The organism is Tenacibaculum sp. FZY0031 (assembly GCF_036350695.1).
GTDB lineage: Bacteria > Bacteroidota > Bacteroidia > Flavobacteriales > Flavobacteriaceae > Polaribacter.
Map to the genome: position 1 here is coordinate 239,086 of NZ_JAZDVY010000001.1, position 21,845 is coordinate 260,930.

Annotated in this window: 22 protein-coding genes; 14 read left to right on the forward strand and 8 right to left on the reverse strand. The window is 31.5% G+C overall.

Annotation, left to right across the window (positions count from 1 at the left end):
- Nucleotides 1–21 precede the first annotated feature (21 nt).
- The gene (locus V1T75_RS01110; protein ID WP_330486715.1) at nucleotides 22–1,506 is read right to left on the reverse strand and encodes a reverse transcriptase domain-containing protein; all 1,485 of its coding nucleotides are present in this window, start codon (nucleotides 1,504–1,506) and stop codon (nucleotides 22–24) included.
- Nucleotides 1,507–1,975: 469 nt separating this feature from the next.
- Here V1T75_RS01110 and V1T75_RS01115 point away from each other — a divergent pair, with 469 nt between their 5' ends.
- The 8 genes from V1T75_RS01115 to V1T75_RS01150 all read left to right on the forward strand — a co-directional run bounded on the left by V1T75_RS01115 (nucleotide 1,976) and on the right by V1T75_RS01150 (nucleotide 7,615).
- Complete coding sequence (locus tag V1T75_RS01115; RefSeq protein WP_330486716.1) at nucleotides 1,976–2,689, forward strand: hypothetical protein; 714 nt, start codon at nucleotides 1,976–1,978, stop codon at nucleotides 2,687–2,689.
- Nucleotides 2,690–2,763: 74 nt separating this feature from the next.
- Nucleotides 2,764–3,315 carry a 1-acyl-sn-glycerol-3-phosphate acyltransferase gene (locus tag V1T75_RS01120; protein WP_330486717.1) on the forward strand — a complete coding sequence of 184 codons (552 nt, stop codon included), beginning with the start codon at nucleotides 2,764–2,766 and terminating at the stop codon, nucleotides 3,313–3,315.
- Between the two features lie 80 nt (nucleotides 3,316–3,395).
- Nucleotides 3,396–3,950: a DUF4251 domain-containing protein gene (locus V1T75_RS01125; protein WP_330486718.1), complete on the forward strand. Its 555-nt coding sequence runs from the start codon at nucleotides 3,396–3,398 to the stop codon at nucleotides 3,948–3,950.
- A 44-nt stretch (nucleotides 3,951–3,994) separates the two neighbouring features.
- Nucleotides 3,995–4,594, forward strand: coding sequence for a Crp/Fnr family transcriptional regulator (locus tag V1T75_RS01130; protein ID WP_330486719.1), 600 nt, complete (start codon nucleotides 3,995–3,997; stop codon nucleotides 4,592–4,594).
- Between the two features lie 247 nt (nucleotides 4,595–4,841).
- The gene (locus V1T75_RS01135) at nucleotides 4,842–5,183 is read left to right on the forward strand and encodes a hypothetical protein (protein ID WP_330486720.1); all 342 of its coding nucleotides are present in this window, start codon (nucleotides 4,842–4,844) and stop codon (nucleotides 5,181–5,183) included.
- A gap of 22 nt (nucleotides 5,184–5,205) precedes the next feature.
- Nucleotides 5,206–6,078 carry a pirin family protein gene (locus V1T75_RS01140; RefSeq protein ID WP_330486721.1) on the forward strand — a complete coding sequence of 291 codons (873 nt, stop codon included), beginning with the start codon at nucleotides 5,206–5,208 and terminating at the stop codon, nucleotides 6,076–6,078.
- A 68-nt stretch (nucleotides 6,079–6,146) separates the two neighbouring features.
- A complete protein-coding gene (locus tag V1T75_RS01145) occupies nucleotides 6,147–7,037 on the forward strand; it encodes a pirin family protein (protein WP_330486722.1) in 891 nt (296 codons plus the stop codon).
- Between the two features lie 395 nt (nucleotides 7,038–7,432).
- Nucleotides 7,433–7,615: a hypothetical protein gene (locus tag V1T75_RS01150; protein WP_330486723.1), complete on the forward strand. Its 183-nt coding sequence runs from the start codon at nucleotides 7,433–7,435 to the stop codon at nucleotides 7,613–7,615.
- A gap of 71 nt (nucleotides 7,616–7,686) precedes the next feature.
- On the opposite strand, the gene V1T75_RS01155 is transcribed toward V1T75_RS01150, so the two are convergent.
- The 5 genes from V1T75_RS01155 to V1T75_RS01175 form a co-directional block, all read right to left on the reverse strand.
- On the reverse strand, nucleotides 7,687–8,592 hold the full coding sequence (locus V1T75_RS01155) for a polysaccharide deacetylase family protein (protein ID WP_330486724.1): 906 nt from the start codon (nucleotides 8,590–8,592) through the stop codon (nucleotides 7,687–7,689).
- Between the two features lie 81 nt (nucleotides 8,593–8,673).
- Nucleotides 8,674–10,008, reverse strand: coding sequence for a M23/M56 family metallopeptidase (locus tag V1T75_RS01160; RefSeq protein WP_330486725.1), 1,335 nt, complete (start codon nucleotides 10,006–10,008; stop codon nucleotides 8,674–8,676).
- Nucleotides 10,001–10,384 carry a BlaI/MecI/CopY family transcriptional regulator gene (locus tag V1T75_RS01165; protein WP_330486726.1) on the reverse strand — a complete coding sequence of 128 codons (384 nt, stop codon included), beginning with the start codon at nucleotides 10,382–10,384 and terminating at the stop codon, nucleotides 10,001–10,003. The genes V1T75_RS01160 and V1T75_RS01165 overlap by 8 nt, the downstream gene beginning before the upstream one ends.
- Nucleotides 10,385–10,524: 140 nt before the next feature.
- Complete coding sequence (locus tag V1T75_RS01170; RefSeq protein ID WP_330486727.1) at nucleotides 10,525–11,226, reverse strand: LytR/AlgR family response regulator transcription factor; 702 nt, start codon at nucleotides 11,224–11,226, stop codon at nucleotides 10,525–10,527.
- Nucleotides 11,223–12,017 (reverse strand): sensor histidine kinase, encoded by a 795-nt coding sequence (locus tag V1T75_RS01175; protein ID WP_330486728.1) that lies wholly within the window; start codon nucleotides 12,015–12,017, stop codon nucleotides 11,223–11,225. Before V1T75_RS01175 ends, V1T75_RS01170 begins: the two co-directional genes overlap by 4 nt.
- 208 nt (nucleotides 12,018–12,225) lie before the next feature.
- On the opposite strand from V1T75_RS01175, the gene V1T75_RS01180 reads away from it, so the two are divergent.
- Both V1T75_RS01180 and V1T75_RS01185 read left to right on the forward strand, forming a co-directional pair.
- The gene (locus tag V1T75_RS01180; protein ID WP_330486729.1) at nucleotides 12,226–13,098 is read left to right on the forward strand and encodes an ABC transporter ATP-binding protein; all 873 of its coding nucleotides are present in this window, start codon (nucleotides 12,226–12,228) and stop codon (nucleotides 13,096–13,098) included.
- Between the two features lie 13 nt (nucleotides 13,099–13,111).
- Nucleotides 13,112–16,405, forward strand: a complete 3,294-nt coding sequence (locus V1T75_RS01185) for a M1 family aminopeptidase (protein ID WP_330486730.1) — start codon at nucleotides 13,112–13,114, stop codon at nucleotides 16,403–16,405.
- A 35-nt stretch (nucleotides 16,406–16,440) separates the two neighbouring features.
- Here the strand turns inward: V1T75_RS01185 and V1T75_RS01190 are convergent, their stop codons facing one another.
- Nucleotides 16,441–17,184, reverse strand: coding sequence for a slipin family protein (locus V1T75_RS01190; protein WP_330486731.1), 744 nt, complete (start codon nucleotides 17,182–17,184; stop codon nucleotides 16,441–16,443).
- Between the two features lie 316 nt (nucleotides 17,185–17,500).
- Between V1T75_RS01190 and V1T75_RS01195 the strand changes: the two genes are divergently transcribed.
- Complete coding sequence (locus tag V1T75_RS01195; RefSeq protein ID WP_330486732.1) at nucleotides 17,501–17,656, forward strand: hypothetical protein; 156 nt, start codon at nucleotides 17,501–17,503, stop codon at nucleotides 17,654–17,656.
- A gap of 68 nt (nucleotides 17,657–17,724) precedes the next feature.
- Here V1T75_RS01195 and V1T75_RS01200 read toward each other — a convergent pair whose 3' ends face one another.
- Nucleotides 17,725–18,732, reverse strand: a complete 1,008-nt coding sequence (locus V1T75_RS01200; RefSeq protein WP_330486733.1) for a helix-turn-helix transcriptional regulator — start codon at nucleotides 18,730–18,732, stop codon at nucleotides 17,725–17,727.
- Between the two features lie 151 nt (nucleotides 18,733–18,883).
- Here V1T75_RS01200 and V1T75_RS01205 point away from each other — a divergent pair, with 151 nt between their 5' ends.
- The 3 genes from V1T75_RS01205 to V1T75_RS01215 all read left to right on the forward strand — a co-directional run bounded on the left by V1T75_RS01205 (nucleotide 18,884) and on the right by V1T75_RS01215 (nucleotide 21,402).
- The gene (locus tag V1T75_RS01205; RefSeq protein ID WP_330486734.1) at nucleotides 18,884–20,569 is read left to right on the forward strand and encodes a DUF6331 family protein; all 1,686 of its coding nucleotides are present in this window, start codon (nucleotides 18,884–18,886) and stop codon (nucleotides 20,567–20,569) included.
- Between the two features lie 3 nt (nucleotides 20,570–20,572).
- Nucleotides 20,573–20,944 (forward strand): hypothetical protein, encoded by a 372-nt coding sequence (locus tag V1T75_RS01210; protein WP_330486735.1) that lies wholly within the window; start codon nucleotides 20,573–20,575, stop codon nucleotides 20,942–20,944.
- A gap of 161 nt (nucleotides 20,945–21,105) precedes the next feature.
- Nucleotides 21,106–21,402: a S26 family signal peptidase gene (locus tag V1T75_RS01215; RefSeq protein ID WP_208857159.1), complete on the forward strand. Its 297-nt coding sequence runs from the start codon at nucleotides 21,106–21,108 to the stop codon at nucleotides 21,400–21,402.
- Nucleotides 21,403–21,845 lie beyond the last annotated feature (443 nt).

A 21,845-nucleotide genomic window follows, 5' to 3' on the forward strand; every position in this document is an offset into this window, starting at 1 on the left:
TTGTAAGGAAAACCGTAGAACTTAATCTTTATCAACATTTGAAAACTCATATTTTTTTAGTGTGTTTTGAAGTATTTTCCAATGATTGCGTAGTTGTCTCTTTATTTCAGGAGCTTCTAGTTCTTCAGAAGCTCTGTATGCATAACGAATATAATTTCCCCTAAATTTTTTCTCATAGTCTTTTCCTTTAATAGGTAATTTTCTAGATTTAATTCCTTTAAAGCTATAAAGTCTATAAACTTTTCTTTTAAATATCGGAGCTTCATCTAACAAGTATTTTTCTTTGACTTTTTCTACTCTTTTATGTTTTCTTTTTACAGACTGTTTCATGTTTCTATAAAACTGAGCTAAGTTTTTGGATTTAATTAATGTTTGGTATCCATAAAATTCAAACCCTAAATAATTCAAAGGAAAATTAAATTGTAACGTTTTGTCTTTCTTTATTTTAAATGATTGAAGTCTATTATTGTGTTTCTTGAATAGAATTTTTTCTGTTTTTTCTTTTGAGATAGTTAAATGTATTTTTTTAACTTGATTGATGATAAAATCTTCTACGAACTCAATTTGATTTTCTTCACATAAAACAACAATATCATCAGAATATCTTCTATAAAAAATATTATGTTTTTCTGTAAGTTTATTAATAATTGTTTCATCAAAAGAAAGCATGTAAATATTCGCTAACAAAGCACTAATAGGCAAGCCTTGTGGAATTCCTTGAAGTTTTTTGTTGTTGTCTTTCTTTTGATTCTTATGGATGATAACATCAGAATCAATCAATTCTTTTATATTATCAAAGAATGTATCTTTTCCTTTTTTACGATTTTCAGCTATTCTTTTTTCATCAAAGTGACCGTTTTTAATTTTTAGATTATTTAATTTCACATATGAAAATCGAGTAGCAGATTTAAAGATATTATAATGATCTTTAGGTAAACTTTTACATCCTAAAATTTTAGCCCAAGCTAATTTTAATTTTTTATGATTTAAACTAGGAAAGAAGTTTTCTATGTCTAAAACTAAAGCAACACAATTTTCTCTTTTTTTTATTTCGGAAAAAACTTCTTTTGCAAAATGGATATTGTTTTTAAACTTTAAACCACATTCTGTTTCTATTTGTCGGTAAGCAGTTACCGCTTCTGACAATTTTAGGTTAGTTTTAAGAGTTGATTCATATTTTGGAGTAATTATTTTTTGTGAATAATAGGAGTAAATATGAGCATCTATGTGTGTAGCATATAATATCTCTCTAATTTTTGTATTGGAAATAATTTGTTCTTTTTTTATTTTTTTATGAGAACGACGTTTAACTCCATTAAAATCAGATTCCTTATATCTACGTTGTTTTATTTCTTTAAAAATTAAAGGTGAAAAGGAATGTAAGGCTACTTTTTTAGAATTCTTTACATAGTTTAAAATTTTCTTTTTATCTACAAGTGGAGTTTTATTTGTAAAGTGTATATATCCTCTGTTTTTAAACCAATCTTTTTCTCTTTTTTTATTCATATGTAAGTAAAACAAAAAGAGAAGTTCTCGCTCGGTTTTTTGTAATATAGACATAACATCTTTGATAGATTGAGCCGCTAACCGAATTCTCGATTCCCGATGCTATTATACGTACATTTACCTTTGGAGGTAAGTTTGTTGTTGGTCATAATTAAATGCCTTATAATAATGAAAATAAATATTCCAATATTAAGAGGTTTATCTCCTGTATCAGCTGATACAGGGATGAACATAACCATGCTTCTGAAATTAGCGAAGATTAAATTAATTGTTTCTTTGATAATTCAGAAATTATTCAACTTTACTAATTCACATATTTTATTTAATCCCCAAAGTAATTAGGTCTGAATTAATTGTAATTGAAAATTAACAATAGCTCTAAACAAAAGTCTATAATAAATAACTAAAGAACTTCTCCATATTATATGTAAATATAGTATTTTTAGAAAGTTTAAATTAAAAAATGAATATGAAAAGTAAATTTACTGTTGGAGATATAGTAACGTTAAAAACTCACCCTCTTTTTAAGAGTTTTAGAATCCAAGGTGACACAAAATTGGTTCCACCTCTAATGATTATCAAAGAAGTGCTAATTGAGAGAGATAAAAAAAAGTTATATGAGGAAGTTACAGGATATGAAATTGCAGATAGAATTAAATATACGTGTGTGTATTTTGATGATAATCAATGTGGATTTATAGAGTTAATGATATATGAAAAATTTGTAGAAAAGTTTGATAAGTTAAAGATAGAAAGAATTACAGAAAAAGGAGAGATTCTAGATGATTCAAATACAATAATTGACGAAATTAACTCTTATTATGCTAACCCATTAAAGTATGAGTTTGGAAAAGTAGTTAGATTTCTGACTAAAAAAATAGAAATTTATAAAAAAAGATCCTCAAAAGAAATACCCGTGATTAAAGAAAAAGGGGGGGAGGTTGTTGAATCAAAGAAAATAAAAAAGATAATAAAATACGTCGTAAATTATGCTTCTCCTGATTTTATAATTAGCGGGTTTAAAAAGAATGAAGTTTTAAATACATATTATCCAGATGGATCAGTAAAAAGAGTGGTTTGCGAAGATTTAGTAAAGGTTCAATGGTTTAACTCTAACAAACAAAAGTTTAGTGAAGAATACTTACCAATAATTTTCTTCACTGACAAGATGAAGTTTAAATAAAAGAACATAACTAAAAAGCTTAATTATTTGATTTTTGTAGGGAAAACCGTATCATTGAACTTTATACCTAGTAAATGATATCTAAATTTATATTTCACAAAGTTTTAGGCTGGAAGGTAGTTGGAGATTTTCCAAGAGACTTAAAAAAATACGTTGTTATTGGAGCTCCACATACCAGTTGGAAAGATTTTCCAATCGCTATTTTGGCTAGAAACACTATTGGCGTAAAAATTAACTTTATAGGTAAGGCTTCGTTATTTAAACCTCCTTTTGGTTTTATTTTTAAAGCTTTAGGGGGCGCTCCTGTTGATAGAAGTAAAAGCACAAATAAGGTGGATGCAATAGTATCAGTTTTTAATCAGCATGATGAATTCCGTTTAGCGTTATCTCCTGAAGGAACTCGTGCTAAAGTAACCTCATGGAAAACCGGGTTTTATTACATAGCTAAAGGAGCCAATGTACCTGTGGTAATGTTTGCTTTCGATTTTGAAAACAAACAAATTATAATAGAACCTCCTTATTACTTAACAGATGACATGAATGCTGATATGAATCATTTTTATGATTTTTATAGAGCTATTAAAGGAGCAAAACCAGAGTTGTTCTCAGTACCAGATAAAGAGTAAAACAAACGTTAAATACTCTTATTTACTTGAAATTTTTACGAGATTTAAGTACCTTGTAAAAGGTTTAAAAACAGTAAGGTATGAAAAGGTTGGTTTATTTAATTAGTATGGTTTTTATTCTGCTTAGTTGTGCCTCTTCTAAAAATGCAACTCAAGCAGAGATAGATAATTTAAAAGCTCTTATAGAAAGTAAGTCCTTTGAGGTAGAAGCTGAATGGGCAGAACCTATGGTTACCAATGCAATGACACAAATAGCTAATGCTGGTTTGTTGCCTATAGGAAGTAATGTAGGAAACATTAATTTAGTAGGAAATCGTAATTTTTTCAGAATGAAAAAAGATACTGTAGCTGCCTATTTACCTTATTTTGGAGAACGACAAATGGGAGGTTCTTATGGAGGTACAGATATTGGAATTGAATTTGAAGGAGTTCCTAAAAATTTAGTTGTGTCTGAAGACAAAGAGAATAGTTACAAAATTAGTTTTAAGATAAAGGACAAAAATACAACGACTGAAAATTATAATGTAATAGTTAGAGTATACCCTAGCTTATCAAGTACTATTTATGTAAACAGCTCGCAAAAAAACTCAATTAGATACAGAGGTAAAGTACTTAAAATTTCAGAAGAAAAGTAAAATTATAGATAAAAACGTATTTTTAGTAGCTCTTAAAATGATGTATGGAGTTACCTAACTTTAAAAAGTATCTTATTGAAAAAGGAGGGCTTTCAGAAGCTGACTTCCTTTTAATTCAACCATTAATTATTATAAAAAACGTTTCTAAAGGTGATTTTTTATTAAAAGAAGGAGATGTGTGTGCTCATTTCTTTTTTGTAGAAAAAGGTTTGTTACGTTTATATGCCTTAAATGAAGAAGGAAAAGAAAATATTTTACAATTTGCTACTGAAAATTGGATTGTAAGTGATAGGGGAAGTGTCTATTTCCAACAACCTTCCACATATTATATAGACGCTGTTGAAGATACGTTTGTTGTAATGTTAGACGAAAGTTTTATAAACAATGTATCAGAAATAAATACAGATTTTAGAAGGAAAAACGAGCAGTTATTACAAAAGCATATTCGTCAATTATACCAACGTATTAGTCAACTACTAGGAGCCTCAGCAAAAAGAAGGTATTTAGATTTTGTAAAGATGTACCCAGACATTATGTTACGAGTTCCGCAATGGATGATTGCTTCTTACTTAGGAATTACCCCAGAAAGTTTGAGTCGCGTTCGCAAAGCACTAGCTGAAGAAAACTTCAAACCAAATAATTGATTTTTGAATTAAGAATTATAAAGTATTTTTTTTCAGACTTTAAAATTCAAAAAATGAAATATCAATCATCAATCATAAATGGTTCTTACCATAGGTCAATGCATCCCTTTTTTAGTTGTCGTAATTTTACAGTGAAATAAAAAGTAGAGTACCACTCACTCAATATTTCAGAAAAAATAAACTGAATTCATTTCGATGTTAACCATCGAGTAATTACCCCTATTTAATGGGTAAAAAAGGAGTTATTATGAGACATTTAAAATCATTAGTTGTAACCACAAACACAGCAATGCCTAAAATTCTAAATTGGCAAGTTTCAACGGTTCCTAATGTCGAAACAGCCATTGAAAAATTATACCAGCAAGCATATAAGGTTATAGCTGTTTCAAAAGAAACCAATGAAATAGATAAAAGTAAATTACAAAAAATTATTACTGTGCTGTTTCCCAATACAGTTTTAGTAGAGTTTGGTAGCGAGTCTACTCTTGCTGAAAATGTAAAAAAGGGGTATTGGTCTAAAAACAAACCTCAATTACAGCGTAGTTATATAGACAATTCATTTGATATTGAATTAGCCAGTAGTTTATAAGAATTAAAAAAGGATTTTTAAAATGAAAACAAGAAGTATAGAAAAAATAGTAAAACCGGGAACTCCACACTTTGTAGGAGATGGATTTAGAGTTCATAATTTTATACCAGGAACATCAACAATGCAGCGAATGGATCCGTTTATTATGTTGGATTATAATTCGAAATACAATTTTCCACCAACGGATAAACCCAAAGGAGTAGGAGTGCACCCACATAGAGGATTTGAAACGGTAACGATTGCCTATAAAGGGCGTGTTGAACACGGAGATAGTGCTGGAGGTGGAGGAATTATTGGCGAAGGTGATGTGCAATGGATGACGGCTGCTTCAGGAGTTTTACACAAAGAGTTTCACGAAACTGAATGGAGCAAAACAGGAGGCGAGTTTCAAATGGTACAGTTATGGGTAAATTTACCCGCTAAGGATAAAATGAGTCCGCCAAAATATCAGGCAATAGCTAATGCTGAAATGGCTAAAATACCATTAGCAGATGGTGGAGGAGAAATAGAAGTGATTGCGGGAGCATACGAAGGAAACAAAGGACCTGCATCAACATTTTCACCAATTAATATGTTTAATGTGAAGTTAAAAAAAGGAGTGACAACATCGTTAACTTTTCCAGAAAATTATACGACTGCTATATTATCAATTGAAGGGAGTGTTAAGGTGAATGAATCAAATAATGTTTTAGAAGATCACTTTGCATTGTTTAAAAATGATGGAGATACATTTACTTTAGAAGCTTTAGACGATGCGGTAATTTTAGTGTTAAGCGGAGAGCCTTTAAACGAACCCATTGCCGCACATGGTCCTTTTGTAATGAATACGAAACAAGAATTGATAGAAGCGTTTCAAGATTTCAATACGGGAAAGTTTGGTTATTTAGAAGATTAACAATAACTTTAGAAAGCAGCTCTTTATTTAGAGTTGCTTTTTTTTAAATAATATTTTAAGCATATCAAATGTCTAATACGAAACTCATAATTGAAGAGCGAGCAGCTAATATTGGTAATTTTATGGTAGGTCGTTTATTGCCATTTAGACAAAAGCGCATGGTAGGTCCTTTTATTTTTATTGATCATATGGGGCCTGTAAAAATGAGTGAGAAAGATAATTTAGATGTAGCAATGCATCCTCATATAGGTATATCTACACTTACCTTTTTGTTTGAAGGTGCTATTATACACCGGGATAGTATAGGTACTGAAATAGAAATAACTCCAGGAGCTGTAAACTGGATGACAGCAGGAAAAGGTGCAGTACATACTGAACGAACTCCTGAACGGTTAAGGAAGTCAACTAAAAAGCTTCATGGGTTACAAATATGGGTAGCCTTACCTTTGGAAGAAGAGCAATGTGAGCCTTCTTTTGCACACGTTTCTGCGGATGAGATTCCTAGTTGGGAAGACGATGGAGTACAGTTTAAGCTCATTGCAGGAAAAGCCTTTGGTAAACAATCGCCTGTTCCAGTATATAGTCCATTATTTTTTATAGAAATTAAATCGAGTGAAACAAAAACAATCACTATTGGAGAGTATTTGTCTGGTGAAAGTGCTTTGTATATTTTAGAAGGAAGTATTACTAGTGAGGAACATACTTATAAATCCAAACAATTATTGGTAGCAAAAGATAGTACCTTGTGTAGTTTTGAAATTGCTGCCAATTCAACCATATACATTTTTGGAGGAGAACCATTTAATGAAGAACGTTTTATTGAATGGAATTTTGTTGCTTCTAATAAAGAATTGATAGAACAAGCGAAGGAAGACTGGAAGAGTCATAAATTTCCTGCTGTACCAAACGAAACAGCACGCATTCCCTTGCCAGAGCAACGACGTTTTGGAAGGAAATGAATAGTTGGATAGAAGCCTGTGAAAACCTTGCCTGTGTGTTGTTTTATCAATGAATGTGATGGTCTATTTTATCTTATAAAGAGGGTCCTGAAGATAATAATACGTTATCCCAGCTATGTGCTATAATGAATTAAAAGAGTAGGCTTCTTTTCTACTGTATTTAGCAACTATACCATTGCTTATAGGTTCACTTGGAGTGCGCTATTGTGTTATTTAGTGGTTGCCTTTATTTGGTTGCTTCCAGAAAAAAAATAGTAAGGATTGTGAGGAAGACAAAGTCTGATTAAAAGTATGGTTTTTCCTTACCAAAAGTAAGGTTTTTTAATGGTAAACCTTTTTTTTAAAGATTATTTTAGGGACGTGAAATAATATTTTTAACCCCAAAAAACTTTATAATGAAAAAAGTGATTTTAAACGTAGAAGGATCTCAAGAATTAACAAAAACAACATTAAAAAACATCAAAGGAGGAGGCCCTTTTCCTTTCCCTAAAGAGTGTGGAGGAGATGGTTCGTACATTTACCAAGACGGTGTAAAAGTATGTTGTTATCAACCTACTACCATGAACTATATTTGTTAATCTTTCTTCAATGAACGATTTTTAATTTAAAACTGCTTAAGTATTTTTCTTAAGCAGTTTTTTGTGTTTTATCACAAGCCTAAATCATCCATTTTTTGCTTTTCATACCTGCTATCTTCAGCAGGATAACGCAATTTACCTTCGTATTTTTTAGAATCTTTAGCTAACGCATATATCAAACTCTCTCCTGCATTATTAGGAATTTGCGTATAAATAGGATCAGTATATGCTTCTTGTGCAGAAAGTACTTTCCAACCTTTTTCTTTAAATAGTTGAATTACATCATCTATAAATAAGGCAGCGGCAAGGTTATGATGAAGCAATAAGTTGTGCTTAACATGTCGCCCTGTAAGTTCAAAAGCCAACTTTTCATAAAATTGAGCGTGACTCCATAGATGTTCAAGGTAAAATTTTCTGAATTTACCTATATTGAACAAAGGATCAGTACGTAACTTTTTGATTAAACGACTGTCAATATACCAATCAGAAGCATCAATAGTTACGTATCCGTTTTTATAATGTTGTTCTGTTAAGAACTTGCGAAAAGCTTCAACTTTTTCTTTGGTATTGCCTTCCTTAAGATATGGAAATCGAAAATATTTTTGATAATTAGAATACTGTTTAATGAGGCTATCATTTTTTAGCAATTCATTTTTAAACTGTTCAAAAGTTACTTTAGGATTATTGTAATTAGGATGTGTATACGTGTGGTTGGCAATACTGTGTCCGTCATTATTCCAAGATTCTAATAAATATTTTCCTCGTTCACTGTCTTTACCTCTCCCTGTAACAAATAAGGTAGCTTTTACATTGTTGTCTTTTAGTTTTTGAAGCAATAGAGCGTTCCATTTTTCAAAAGAATAGCCAGGTCTGTCACCTAAAGTACCATCATCGAAAGTAAAACTGATAGACTGTGCGTATATAGAGCTATAGAAAAAAACAGATAGTAGTATAATTCGTAATATGTTTTTAATCATTGTGTTATTCTTATTCTGGAAAGGTTATCAAACAAAATTCTCCCATTAGTTTTATGGGAGAATTGCTTTAGTTATACATTATTATTTAATGAAGTTTATAGGATTAACCTGTGCTTCTTTATAATGTACTTCGTAATGTAAGTGCGCACCTAAAGATGCACCAGTATTACCAACATACCCAATAACATCTCCTTTTTTAACAGCTTGGTTTTTGGTAACGTTGAACTTTTGCAAGTGTGCATACCAGGTTTGGTACCCATCGCTATGTTCAATTACAATTAGGTTCCCCCATTTGTTTTGGTCAGCTGCTTTGGCAATAACACCATCGGCAGTCGCAACAATAGGCGTTCCTATTGGTGCTTTGATGTCAATACCGTTATGCATCATTTTTTTTCCATTTTTCAACGGGTTTCTTCTCTTTCCATAAGAGCTACTGATGTCCTTCTTACTTTTCCCTTGCACAGGAAAAAGAGTGGGAGGGTCAAGTACCAACTCCTTAGCTAATTGCGGAGTAGTACCAGGTACCAATTTTTCAGTTGTGTTTGGCTTCGTAAATGCCAAACACAAACTTACAGTACCCATAATGAATACTGAGTAGGTGAACTTGTACACCTTAGCCGTAGGCTTCTTTGTGATCATATCTATTCGCTTTTTGATTACGGATTGATTAAAATAGCTGTACAAGCTATTTGAAGTTGCTGTTTCTTTTTCGATGTTTTGTAAAAGAACTGCTAAGTAGTTAGATGTTTTAGTAGCTCCATTTAATACCCAACTATCTGCTTGGTATTCGTGTATCGATTTCAACGATTTTCGATACATATATACTAACGGATTAAACCAAAAGAATACTATATAGATTTCAGCAAGTAGCACATCTATCGAGTGCTTTAATGCTACATGTGCTTTTTCGTGTGCTATGATTAATCTATTTTCTGAAGGATTTACATGTTTAGAAATGAATATCCAATTAAAGAAAGAAAAAGTACTGTGATGATTGGTGCGTATTAATTGAGCATTACCGTTATGTGTAACTTTTGATTGCTGTTTTAATTGAAAAAGTAACCAAATAGAATGTAGCATACGTAAAAATACCAATAAACAACCTAGTAGATATAAACCGAAAAGGATGGTTTTAAAATTATAGGTTTGTGTACTTGTTTCTTCAATAGTATCTACTAAGACAGTCTCGCTATTTGCGACAAATTCATTGAATTGAGGAATTTGTATGATGGTTGATGGCGCTTCCAACGTTAGCAAGTAAGACAGTGGAGCTAACAAAGCTACCACAGGTAGTAAGAGTAATAAGAATCGGTTTGTTTGATGAAACGTTACCCGGCTACCTATAATAATATAAAGCAGGTATAAGCAAGAAAATACCAGACTGCTTTGAATGAGATAAATTAAAAAACTAGTCATTTTTTTCTTTTAAGGTTTCTATTTTATCTTCAATAAGACTCTTAATTTCTTCTAATTCGGTTAAGTTAAAGTCTTCATTTTCTGCAAAAAACAGAGCAAATTTGCTTTTAGAGCCACTAAAAAAACTACCAATTACATTTTTAAAATGCTTTTTAAAATACTGTTCTTTACTAATAGTAGGTGAGTATTGTCGTACTTTACCAAAGGTTTCGAAATTGAGAAACCCCTTTTTTACCAAAACACGTACTACTGTTGATATGGTAGTATAGGCAGGTTTGGGTTCAGGAAATTGCTCTACAATATCTTTTAAGAAAGCTTTGTTGAGCTTCCATACATATTGCATTATTTGTTCTTCAGCTTTTGTAAGTTCATTCATGCAGCAAATATAGTATTATTTTATTACTACAACTATAGTTATAGTAATAAAACTATTTTTATAGTCGTTAAAGTTTTGTTAAGTGACTATAAGATTAATTTGTCTATTGAAAATGAGGGTATTAGGAGTAGGATAGGTAATTAGCTCAATAATTTATCGATATTCATTTTGTACATTTTTCCAATAGGAATCACATGATCTCCTATCAAAATTCTATTACCTTCAATACTGTGAATATATTTTTTAGTTACAGCAAACGATTTATGCACTTGTAAAAAATCACTTTCTGGTAGAGATTGTAATACATCGGATATCTTTTCTCTTATAGTAACCGTATTATTGGTGGTCACTATTTTGGTGTAATTCCCTGCTGCTTCAATATACTGAATGGTATTAATTGTTACTTGAATATACTTTTTATTGCTACGAAGAAAAATACTGTTGGTGTTTTCAGTATTGCTTTTAGGAATGTTTAGTATTTGACTATTTTGAGGTGTACCAATTACTTTATTAACCGCTTTTAAAAAGCGTTCAAAACCAAAGGGCTTAAGTAAATAATCAACAATGTTAAGCTCGTAACCTTCAAGGGCAAATTCTTGGTAGGCTGTAGTAACGATTACCTTAGGAGGAGAAGTTAATGTTTTTAAAAACTCAAATCCTTTTAGTTTAGGCATATTTAGGTCGAGGAAAATTAAATCTACTTGATGTTTGTTTAGATATGCTAAAGCTTCAATAGCGTCATAACAATGCTTTTTAAACTCCATAGTGGGTAATAAATCGCAATAGCCTTTAATAATATCGTGGGCAATATGCTCATCGTCTACAATAATGTACTTAATCATAGGTTTGTAATAGTTAGTTTAGCTAAATAAATATCATCAGTTTTAGAAGTCGTCAATGTATGATTTTTAGGATACACTAACTCTAATCTTCGTTTTAAGTTTTGCAAACCGATGCCTTCTTCTTGACTTTCTTCTGTAGCGTCAAAATTATTCTCAATTTCAAAATGTATCGCATTTTGATGAGCTGTTAAACTCAAATGTACATAAGCGCTTTTTCTCAAGTTTTCTACACCGTGTTTAAAGGCATTTTCTAAAAGAATAATAAAAAGTAGGGGCATTACTTTATAATCGTTATCTGTTATATCAATCTTGAATTGTATATCAATAGCTTTATGATAACGCATTTTATGAAGTTCGATATAGTTTTGTAGATACGTTGCTTCTTCAGAGAGTAACACCGTATCTTTTTCACCGTCATAAACACTGTAACGCATCATATCGGAGAGTTTTAAAATAAGCTCTTGTGCTTTTTTAGCATCTTTACCTACCAAACCATAAAGGTTGTTAAGTGTATTAAAAAAGAAATGAGGATTTACTTGACTTTTTAAATGCATCAACTCCGTTTTCGTTTTTTCATTTTTCAATCGAATAATGGACTTTATTTGTTTAAACAACCAATAAAAGAAAGTGGAAAATACCACTAAAAAGTAGAGCGTTATAAATTCTATAAAGCCTTCTAACTTACCAAAAGTATCATTAAAAACAACAATGATAACTCCTGTTAAGACAAGAACTATGCTATAAACACGCTTTATAATAGCCTTCTTTTTATCCGTAATTCTAAAATTCATAAGTCAATATTAGTCAAATAAAATACGCCTCACAAATTAGTTGACAAACATCTCTTTTGTGTGGATAAAAATGTGGTTAACTGTGATAAAATACTTTTATAGCCTATAGTACTATTTGTATCACATAACACTATAGGTTCATCACATAACTTTTACTAGTATAAAGGGTAAGGCTAGGTTTGTTCAATATCAATTAAACAATTAAGAAATGAACAGTTTAACCATTAAAAATTTAAGTAAAACCTATGCAAATGGTGTAAAAGCACTACAAAATGTATCGTTAGAAATTCCCAAAGGAATGTTTGGTTTACTAGGCCCTAACGGAGCAGGAAAATCAACGTTAATGCGAACCATTGCCACTTTACAAGATGCTGATGAAGGATCTGTAGTACTTGATGATCTAAATGTTACAAACAATAAGAATGCGGTGAGAAGAGTACTGGGGTATTTACCACAGCAGTTTGGTGTATATCCAAAAGTATCTGCTGAAGCCTTATTAAATCATTTGGCAGTATTAAAAGGAATAACCAATAAAAAGGAGCGATATGAACTGGTAAAAGCATTATTACACAAAACAAATTTGTACGAAGCAAGAAAACGAAATTTAGATGGTTATTCGGGAGGAATGAAGCAACGTTTTGGGATTGCACAGGCATTACTTAACAGTCCTAAATTACTTATAGTTGATGAGCCTACTGCGGGATTAGATCCTGCTGAACGCAACAGGTTTTACAACTTGTTAAGCGAAGTTGGTGAAAATACAATTGTTATTTTATCAACACATATTGTAGAGGATGTTAAAGAATTGTGTACCAATATGGCCATCATCAATCAAGGACAAGTGGTATTAAAAGGAAGTCCTTTAAAACTAATAGAAAACTTAGAAGGAAAAGTATACCAAAAAACAATTAAAAAGCAAGAGTTAGCGCAGTATAAACAAGAGTACAGGGTTATTAATGAAAAGTTATTTTTAGGAAAACCCATCATAAATATTGTAAGTGAATCTGATCCAAAGAATGGATTTACATCCGTATCTGCTGGATTAGAAGATGTGTATTTCTCACAAATTAATAACTATTAATACAGCTAAAATTATGTGGTACGAAATATTCAAATTTGAACTAAAGTATAGAGCTAAACGCCCAGAAACGTATGTATTTTTTGTATTTCTCTTTTTGTTTTCAATCGTTGGTGTCGACTTTGTTTTTCAAGGAGTAGAAATAGGGTTGATGAAGAAAAATAGTCCGCTAATCATAGCGAAAACCATGGGAGCCATTACAGGCATTTTTATGATAATGGCATCTATGATTATGGGAGTTCCTATACTTCGCGATTATCAGTACAATATAGAAGCATTGCTATTTACAAACCCCATTAAAAAGCGCGATTATTTAGTAGGACGATTTGTAGGTTCCTTTACGGTATTGCTTATCATTTTTAGTGGAGTACTGTTTGGTATGATGGTAGGCGAGCACATGCCTTGGCATAAAGAGATGTTACCCTTTAATGCAGTTACCTATATACGATCGTTTATAATCATTGTTTTACCCATACTGTTCTTCGGAGCTAGCCTGTTTTTTGTGTCTGGAATGTTGAGTAGAAAATTGTTAGTTGTTTATACACAAGGTATTATTTTATTTGTGGTCTTTTTACTAACCAAAGCGGTAACAAATGAGTTTTCACAAGCAATTTTAGATCCTTTTTCGTTAACTACTTTAACACAGGTAGCTAAGGATTTATCGGCTGTAGAGCGCAATGCATTTGAAATATCATTTAGTGGAGTAGTGCTTTACAACAAATTGTTTTGGAGTTTGTTAGGTATAGTTATCTTACTAATTGGTTACCGTAAATTTTCGTTTAGTTTATTGGCTAAAACACCTAAACGAAAAAGACTAGAATTAAGGAAGAAGTCAAAGAACCCTACAAATACAACTTACTCAATTCCTACCACAAACATTAAGTATAACTTTAAAACTCAGTGTTTGCAGTTACTAAGGCTTTCTCAATTTTATGTAAAATCACTATTGAAAGAAACATCGTTTTGGGCAATTGTGATTTGTGGAATCATCATCATTTTAATTAATTCTGTGAATCTAGGAACTGTTTATGAGGTAGATAGTTATCCAGCAACCTACTTTATAGTAGAAGAGTTACAAGAAATGTCGATGTACTTTTTTATCATCATTCTTATATTTTATTCAGGAGAACTTATCTGGAAAGAACGTACTGTTAAACTGAATCTGATATACGATGCAACGTCCATTTCAGATGTGGTTGTTTTTACCAGTAAATTTATGGCACTTATCGTTATGTATATAGTGTTGATGTTGAGTTTGATTGCTACAGGAATCTTATTTCAGGTGGCTAATGGATACTATCAATTTGAGTTAACTATTTATTTTTACGGATTTTTTGTAGAAATTCTACCATTCTTACTATTATACACCTTTGTAGCCTTTTTCTTCCAAGCAATTAGTAATCATAAATTTGTGGGTATCTTTTTAGTACTCCTGTTCTTCATCACAAATATTGCTTCAGAATATCTTGGATTTCAACACAGTTTATACAAGTTTGGAGGTAAAACGTTAGGTACGTATTCAGCAATGAATGGTTATGGACATTTTTTACAACCTTATTTATGGGTTAAAGCCTACTGGTTGGTATTTTGTATCATGTTGTTACTCATTAGTGCGTTATTAATAACAAGAGGTACAGAAACGCATCTTATAAAACGCTTAAAAGCTTTAAAATACCGAATCACAAAGCCATTGAAACAATATTTAATTGTTGCAGGAATGCTTTTTTTTGGTATAGGAAGCTATATATTTTACAATACCAATATTCTTAACGATTATTGGACCAATACTGAAGAAACAGCCTTTAGAGTTAACTACGAAAAGACGTTAAAATCGTTTGAATACCTTCCGCAACCAAAAATCACTACAGTAAACTTAAAAGTAGAATTGTATCCTAAAACAAGAGCTTATAACGTTGAAGGTTATTATGTACTGAAAAATACGTTTGATAAGCCTATCAATGAAATTCATATTCAAAAGCTAATCGCATCACATGTACAATTAGCTTCCGTAACCTTTGATGGTGCTACGACAGAAAGTACTCCGTACGACCCATTTGAGTATACCGTTTACAATTTATCCAAAGAGCTACAACCTAATGACTCTATAAAGATGAGTTTTAAGCAAACCTACACACCAAAAGGGTTTAGTGATGAAAGCCCAAAAACGCATATAGTACACAACGGAACGTTTTTCAACAATGAGGAATTTCCAACAATAGGTTACAACAGAAAATATGAACTTCGAGATGCCGACGAACGAGCGAAATTTCAGTTAGCGCCAAGATTGAATAAGCTTAGGAGAGAAGACACGAATGAACTTGTAAACGCACGTTCAGGAAGCGATTCTGACGGAATACACTTCGAAATGGTGATTGGAACCGCATCAGATCAAACAGCGGTGGTTCCTGGAAATTTAATCAAGCAATGGAAAGAAGGAGAACGCAACTATTTTCATTATAAAATGAACCAGCCGATGATTAATTTTTACAGCGTTGTTTCTGCTAAATATACTACTGTAAAAGATAAATGGCTGTATAAAAACAATGCGGTAGATTTAGAAATTTATTACCACAAAAAACACAATTACAATCTAGATAGAATGATGCTTTCTATGAAAAAATCGCTCGATTATTTTAGTACGCATTTCAGTCCGTATCAGTATAAACAACTACGCATTATGGAGTTTCCTAGGTATGCAGAGTTTTCGCAGTCTTTTCCGGGTACGATTCCGTTTTCTGAAGCGATTGGTTTTGTGTTGGATATTGATGACGAGAAAGATGTAGATATGGCTTTTTATGTAACAGCGCATGAAGTGGCGCATCAATGGTGGGGAATGCAGGTAGAAGCAGCTAACGTACAAGGAAAACACATGATTTTAGAAACCTTAGCACAATACGGCGCCTTAATGGTGTTAAAAAACAATTATCCGAAGGAAAAAATAACCCAGTTTTTAGCCTATCAAGAAGAAACCTATCATAGAGAACGAAAGAAAACTAAAATCCCAGAACCTTCTTTAGCATTGGTAGAAAATCAAGACTATGTGTATTACAACAAAGGTGCTTTGGCAATGTACATATTACAAGATAAAATAGGAGAGGTTAAGGTAAACTTGGCATTACAACGATTTATTGAAGACTGGAATACCTACAGCGGAAAAATAAAAACAACTACAAACAGATATGCTACAACGAAGGATTTATTACACTATTTAAAAGAAGTAACTCCTAGTTCGTTGCAATACCTTCTTCACGATTTATTTGAAACCGTAGATAGCAAAGAGATTATTCTAGATACAACTATAAATAAGTAACATAAATAAAGTCTAAATAGACCAAACTTCTGAGTCTATTTAGACTTCTTTTTTTTAGTTGGTAATACTTCCTCAGGAAAAGGGAACAGGATTGTTGAGTTTTTCTCTACTGCAATATTCGATAGTGTTTGATACAAACGTAGCTTGATAGCCGAAGGAGATTGATCTATAAGTTTACCTGCCTCTAAAAGTTTAGAAGCAGCCTGTTCTTCTGCCAAGGCAAGAATAATACGCGCTCTTCTAGAACGTTCTGCTTCTGCCTGATTAGCCATCATACGACGCATATTTTCAGGTAATTGGATGTCTTTTATTTTAACATCATTTATTTCAATTCCCCATTCTTTAGTTTCCAACTCTACAATCTCCTTGATGTTTTTTCCCATTTCTTCTCGTTTGGAGAGTATGGTGTCCAATTCAACTTTACCGCAAACATCCCTAAGTGCTGCTTGTGCCAATTGTGTAATGGCAAACTTATATTCTTCTACCTCTAAAACGGCACGCTCAGGGTCATAAATTTTAAAGAAAACAACCCCATCGATACTACAAGGCACATTATCTTCAGTCATTACTTCCTGAGAATCTATATTAAAAGTAATCATCCGAATGTCAACAATCTGAATGGTTTCAATAAATGGAATAATCCATCTAAAGCCAGGATTTAAGGTTTTGATGTATTTACCAAACCTAAATTTAATAGCTCTTTTATATTCAAAGATTATACGGATTCCAGCAAGTAAGAACATCACTAAAATACCGAAAAGGATGGTAAATCTGTTCATGGCCATGGTATTATAAATGTTACGGTTATGCTTAAAGAAAAAGTCAATAAAACAAAGAGGGTAGAGTTATTACTTTTGTTATTTCAAATTACACTTACTTAAGTAAGCGTAAGAATAGGAGCCTTATAAATTTACGAATTTTTAAGAGTAAATAAAAATACAATTGCTTTTATGTTTTGTGAATCAACTCATTAACTAAGTAATGTTATAAGCTCTATAATTAAAAATTTATGGTTTTACCGTAACTCTATTATGGTTTTTAACTCTTCATGTTATTTGTAATTATCTAAATTTGAAGAACTTAAAACTTTATATGATGTTACAAAAGATTACAAATTTAGGTACTTCCCTAAACAAAACAGAACAAAAAGCTATCAATGGAGGGGGTGGTATTAGAGAATGTGAATTTAGTGGAGATCCTAGTACCGATTGGTGCTGTCATTTACCAGGTGGCTGTCCTTCTGGTAATTAACAATACTAAATAATATAAGCGGATTAAAAGTCCGCTTTTTTGTTGTGTGAAAAGAATAAAAACGATATCTACTTTTTAACAGTATATCTGTTTAGAGAGTTTGCTAGTTTCTGAAGCATTCTTTTTCTAAGCCTTTCAGGTTTTAACACTTCTATACTATCACCAAAGCCCAAAATTAAACGCTCTAATTCATAATTCGGAATTACTAAAATATTAAAGATAGCCCCGTCATCTGTATATTTTATCAATCGTTGAGATTTATGAAAAGGTTTCGTGAGTACATAAGGAGTATTAGATTTATCTACCCAAAAAGCAATACGCTGTGGTCTCGTATTTGAAACTGTTACACCAACAACATCTTTGTAATAAACATCACCATTAATCGCTTTGTCTATATAGGTTGTGTTTTCAACTTCTGCTACAGAATTTATACGATCTAAAGCTAAGGTTGTCTCTTTACCTTTTACAAGGGCTAATAAAAACCATCGATTATTAAACTCCTTTAATAATTGTGGGTGCAAGGTTATTGTACTAGCTTTTTCTGCTTTAAACGACTGATAATTTACCTTTAATACCTTTTTTTCCTGTATGGCATTGTATAAAGGATCTATAAATGACAAGCCTTTTAGCTGTTCGTTTTTATCTAAATGAATAATAGCTCTATTGTGTTTTTGAGAAGAATATACCGAATCTTCTAAACGTTGTAGTACGCCATCCATTTCTTTGAATAAAGAAAAGTCTTTAAACTGACGTAATACTTGAATAGCATCATTCATCACTTTTACATCGTTTTCAGTCACAGGAATATTCATAATAGAATACCCTTCTTCAGCATAACGGTAATATTTTCGTTGATAGACTTCAATCGGAGCATTGTACCCTAATTTATCACTACGCATCAATTGAATATCTAACTGAACGGTTCTTTTACTCACATAAATATCTTTTCCTTCGTATTCGTACAAAGCATCAGAACAAGCATCAATTAAATCATTCAAAGTCCAAGTACGCATGGTGTTTCGGAGGCATTGATCAATTGTTTTATATCGAATTAGGGCGTTTTTATTAGAAGCCATTGTATAATTTTTTAGTAAAAATGATGAATTCTTTTTTAGTACGCAAAAAGATTGCGTAATACAGTAAAATATTTGCAGTGTGATTCAGAAAAAAAGGTCGTTTAAGTGGGGAAATGCTATGAAAAAACAGAACAATTTAAAACAGAAAAGAATGAAAACTAGAGAAAGTTACAACGCAGATATTTATTTAATTTTAAATAAAGAGTTTTGGAATGATATGGAAATACATTGTGTTGCAGAATGTTGTGGTATTGATGCATTTGATTTTGAAGTTGAAGAGTTAAAAAAAGTAATTAGTCACTATGAATTCAATAATGTTTTAAAATCACTAGATGAATTAACCGTTGAATTAGATAACTCAAAGGATAAAAATGTGAGTAGTGAAATTTTCAATGTTCATTGGAAAAAAGAAGATTTTAAAAAATTAATTATGGAAATAAAAAACAATATTCTTGATGCAAGAAAAATTACAGGAAAAGATTTAATCGAGATGGGATTTAAATCAGGGAAATGGTTTCCTGAAGCGATGGAATATATCAATTCTAATGAGTTGACTGAAGTAGAAATACTGAAATATTTAGAACAGTATAGGCCAGCGCCTCAAATACCTTTGTTAGAAAAACCAGCGAACTTTAATATAAACATTAAAGCAGAAAATGAGCTAGAAGAAACAAATGTGAGTTCAGTAATTGGTTCTATGGAAGTATTAATGAAAACCCCAACATTGCTAAATGGTGCTATTATGCCTGATGCTTGTCCAACGGGATCAACAGGAACCATTCCAGTAGGAGGTGTGGTGGTTGCTAAGAACGCCATTCATCCAGGAATGCATAGTGCAGATATTTGTTGTTCGGTAATGCTAACTGATTTTGGAAAAGCAAATCCTAAAGAAGTATTAGATGCAGCACAAAGTGTTACACATTTTGGTTATGGAGGGCGTTCAAGAGAAGATCAATTTAAGTTTCCAATAAATTTATTAGAAGAAATTGAGAATAATATGTTTTTAAACAATCAAAAAAGTATTTCAACAGCACGTTCTCATTTAGGAACACAAGGAGATGGAAACCATTTTCTATTTGTAGGGAAATCAAAAAGGACAGGAAAAACAATGCTGGTTACCCATCATGGAAGTAGAGGTTTTGGAGCAAACTTATATGCAAAAGGAATGAAAGTTGCCGAACGATTTAGAAAAGAATTATCACCACAGACTCTAAAACAAAATGCATGGATTCCTTATGAGACTGAAGAAGGAAAAGAATACTGGGAAGCCTTACAAATTATAAGAAAGTGGACAAAAATGAACCATGAGGTATTACATGACGCTACTTTAGAAAAAGTAGGAATTGAAAAAGAAAACCGATTTTGGAACGAACATAATTTTGTGTTTAAAGAAGGGGATTTGTTTTATCATGCAAAAGGAGCTACACCATTAGACCCTAAGTTTATGCCAGATATTACAGGTCCAAGATTAATTCCTTTAAATATGAGTGAACCTGTATTAATAGTTGAGGGAAAAACGACTAAGACTAATTTAGGGTTTGCTCCACATGGAGCAGGAAGAAATGTAAGCAGAACGCAACATAGAAAAAATAAAACAGGAACCTTTGAAGAAATACTTAAAGAAGAAACCAAAGGCTTAGATGTACGTTTCTTTTCTAACGAAATAGATATTACTGAATTACCATCAGCATATAAAAATGCTGAAACTGTACGTAATCAAATGGAAGAATTTGGTTTAGGTGAAGTAATAGATGAAGTGTTACCTTACGGATGTATTATGGCAGGAGATTGGCAAAAAAACGCTCCTTGGAAAATAAAGAATAGAAATAAAAGATAAGTTATGAAACTATACTGTAAAAACTGTAATAATCTTTTGACTATCAATTCCCTAAAAAAATCAAAATTTGATGAGATTAAATTTGTTGATGAATCAGAATTATTACCTAATGGTAAATATATAGAAGCCTCAAAGGTTGATTATAATTTTGAAATACCTATAGGTTATTTGATTAATACAAAGAGTATTTTGCTTAAAGACCATAAAGAATCAATAAGGTTTAATGGCTGTTGTGGACCAAGTGAGTTCAGTACATTAAACCAAGTTTGTTCAAAGTGTAATTTCGAAATAGGAGTTTTAGTTGCAGACTGTTGGACATCTCGTTTTATAGGAATAGATATCAGCAAGGTTTCTCTGAAACCACTTTGGCAATAAAGTAAAGAGTTAATTAAAATAGAAACATTAATTTAAAATCAATCTAATAGGTAAAATCAACTAAAAATATCATATTTGCAGTAGTTCATTGAAATGGCTTAGAAATTTTATGAGATATGTAAGGCAATAGTGTTTTACATAATTTATAAAATACAATACTAATGAATTGGAAAATTCAAAAATTAAATAATGGAGAAACCATTATTTCAAAAGAGCCAGGTAATTCTATGTTACCTATTTTAAAATCTAAGCAACCTGTAAAACTAAAACCAATAAACTGGGAAGATTGTAAGGTTGGCGATATTGTGTATTGCAAAGTTCGTGGAAACTGTTTTACGCACCTTGTAAAAGGAAAAAACAATAAAAGAGGGTTACAAATAGGAAACAATCATGGAAGAATAAACGGATGGACTAAGAATGTATATGGAATAGTAGTAGAGATATTACCAATGCCATAGGCATTTTAAGAAAGAAAAAAAAGAGAATGAAGGTTCTCCATATTTTATAAATTAATAAAACGAAATTTAACCTATGCTAATGCAATTCATACACATATCGGACGCTCAAAAGCGATTTTTATGGAGTTATCAATAAGGTTATGGTAGTATAAAATCACTAAAAGCGTCCAAATTATATAATTTGGACGCTTTTTTTATATAAAATTTCAAGTCTTTGAAAGTTACATGTAAAATGCTACATAGCTTACAACCAATAGGTTACTAATCTGAAGAAATTCGGACAGGACACCTATATGCCTAAGCTAACATAAGGGCTTGATTTTCAGTAAAATAAAATCGATTTAAACTTGTGTAATTCAAAAAAGGCTCACATCTTTGCACCAGTAATTTTTATACCGAGAGTAATTGAAGTATAAACATACTCAACAATAAAATAATAATTT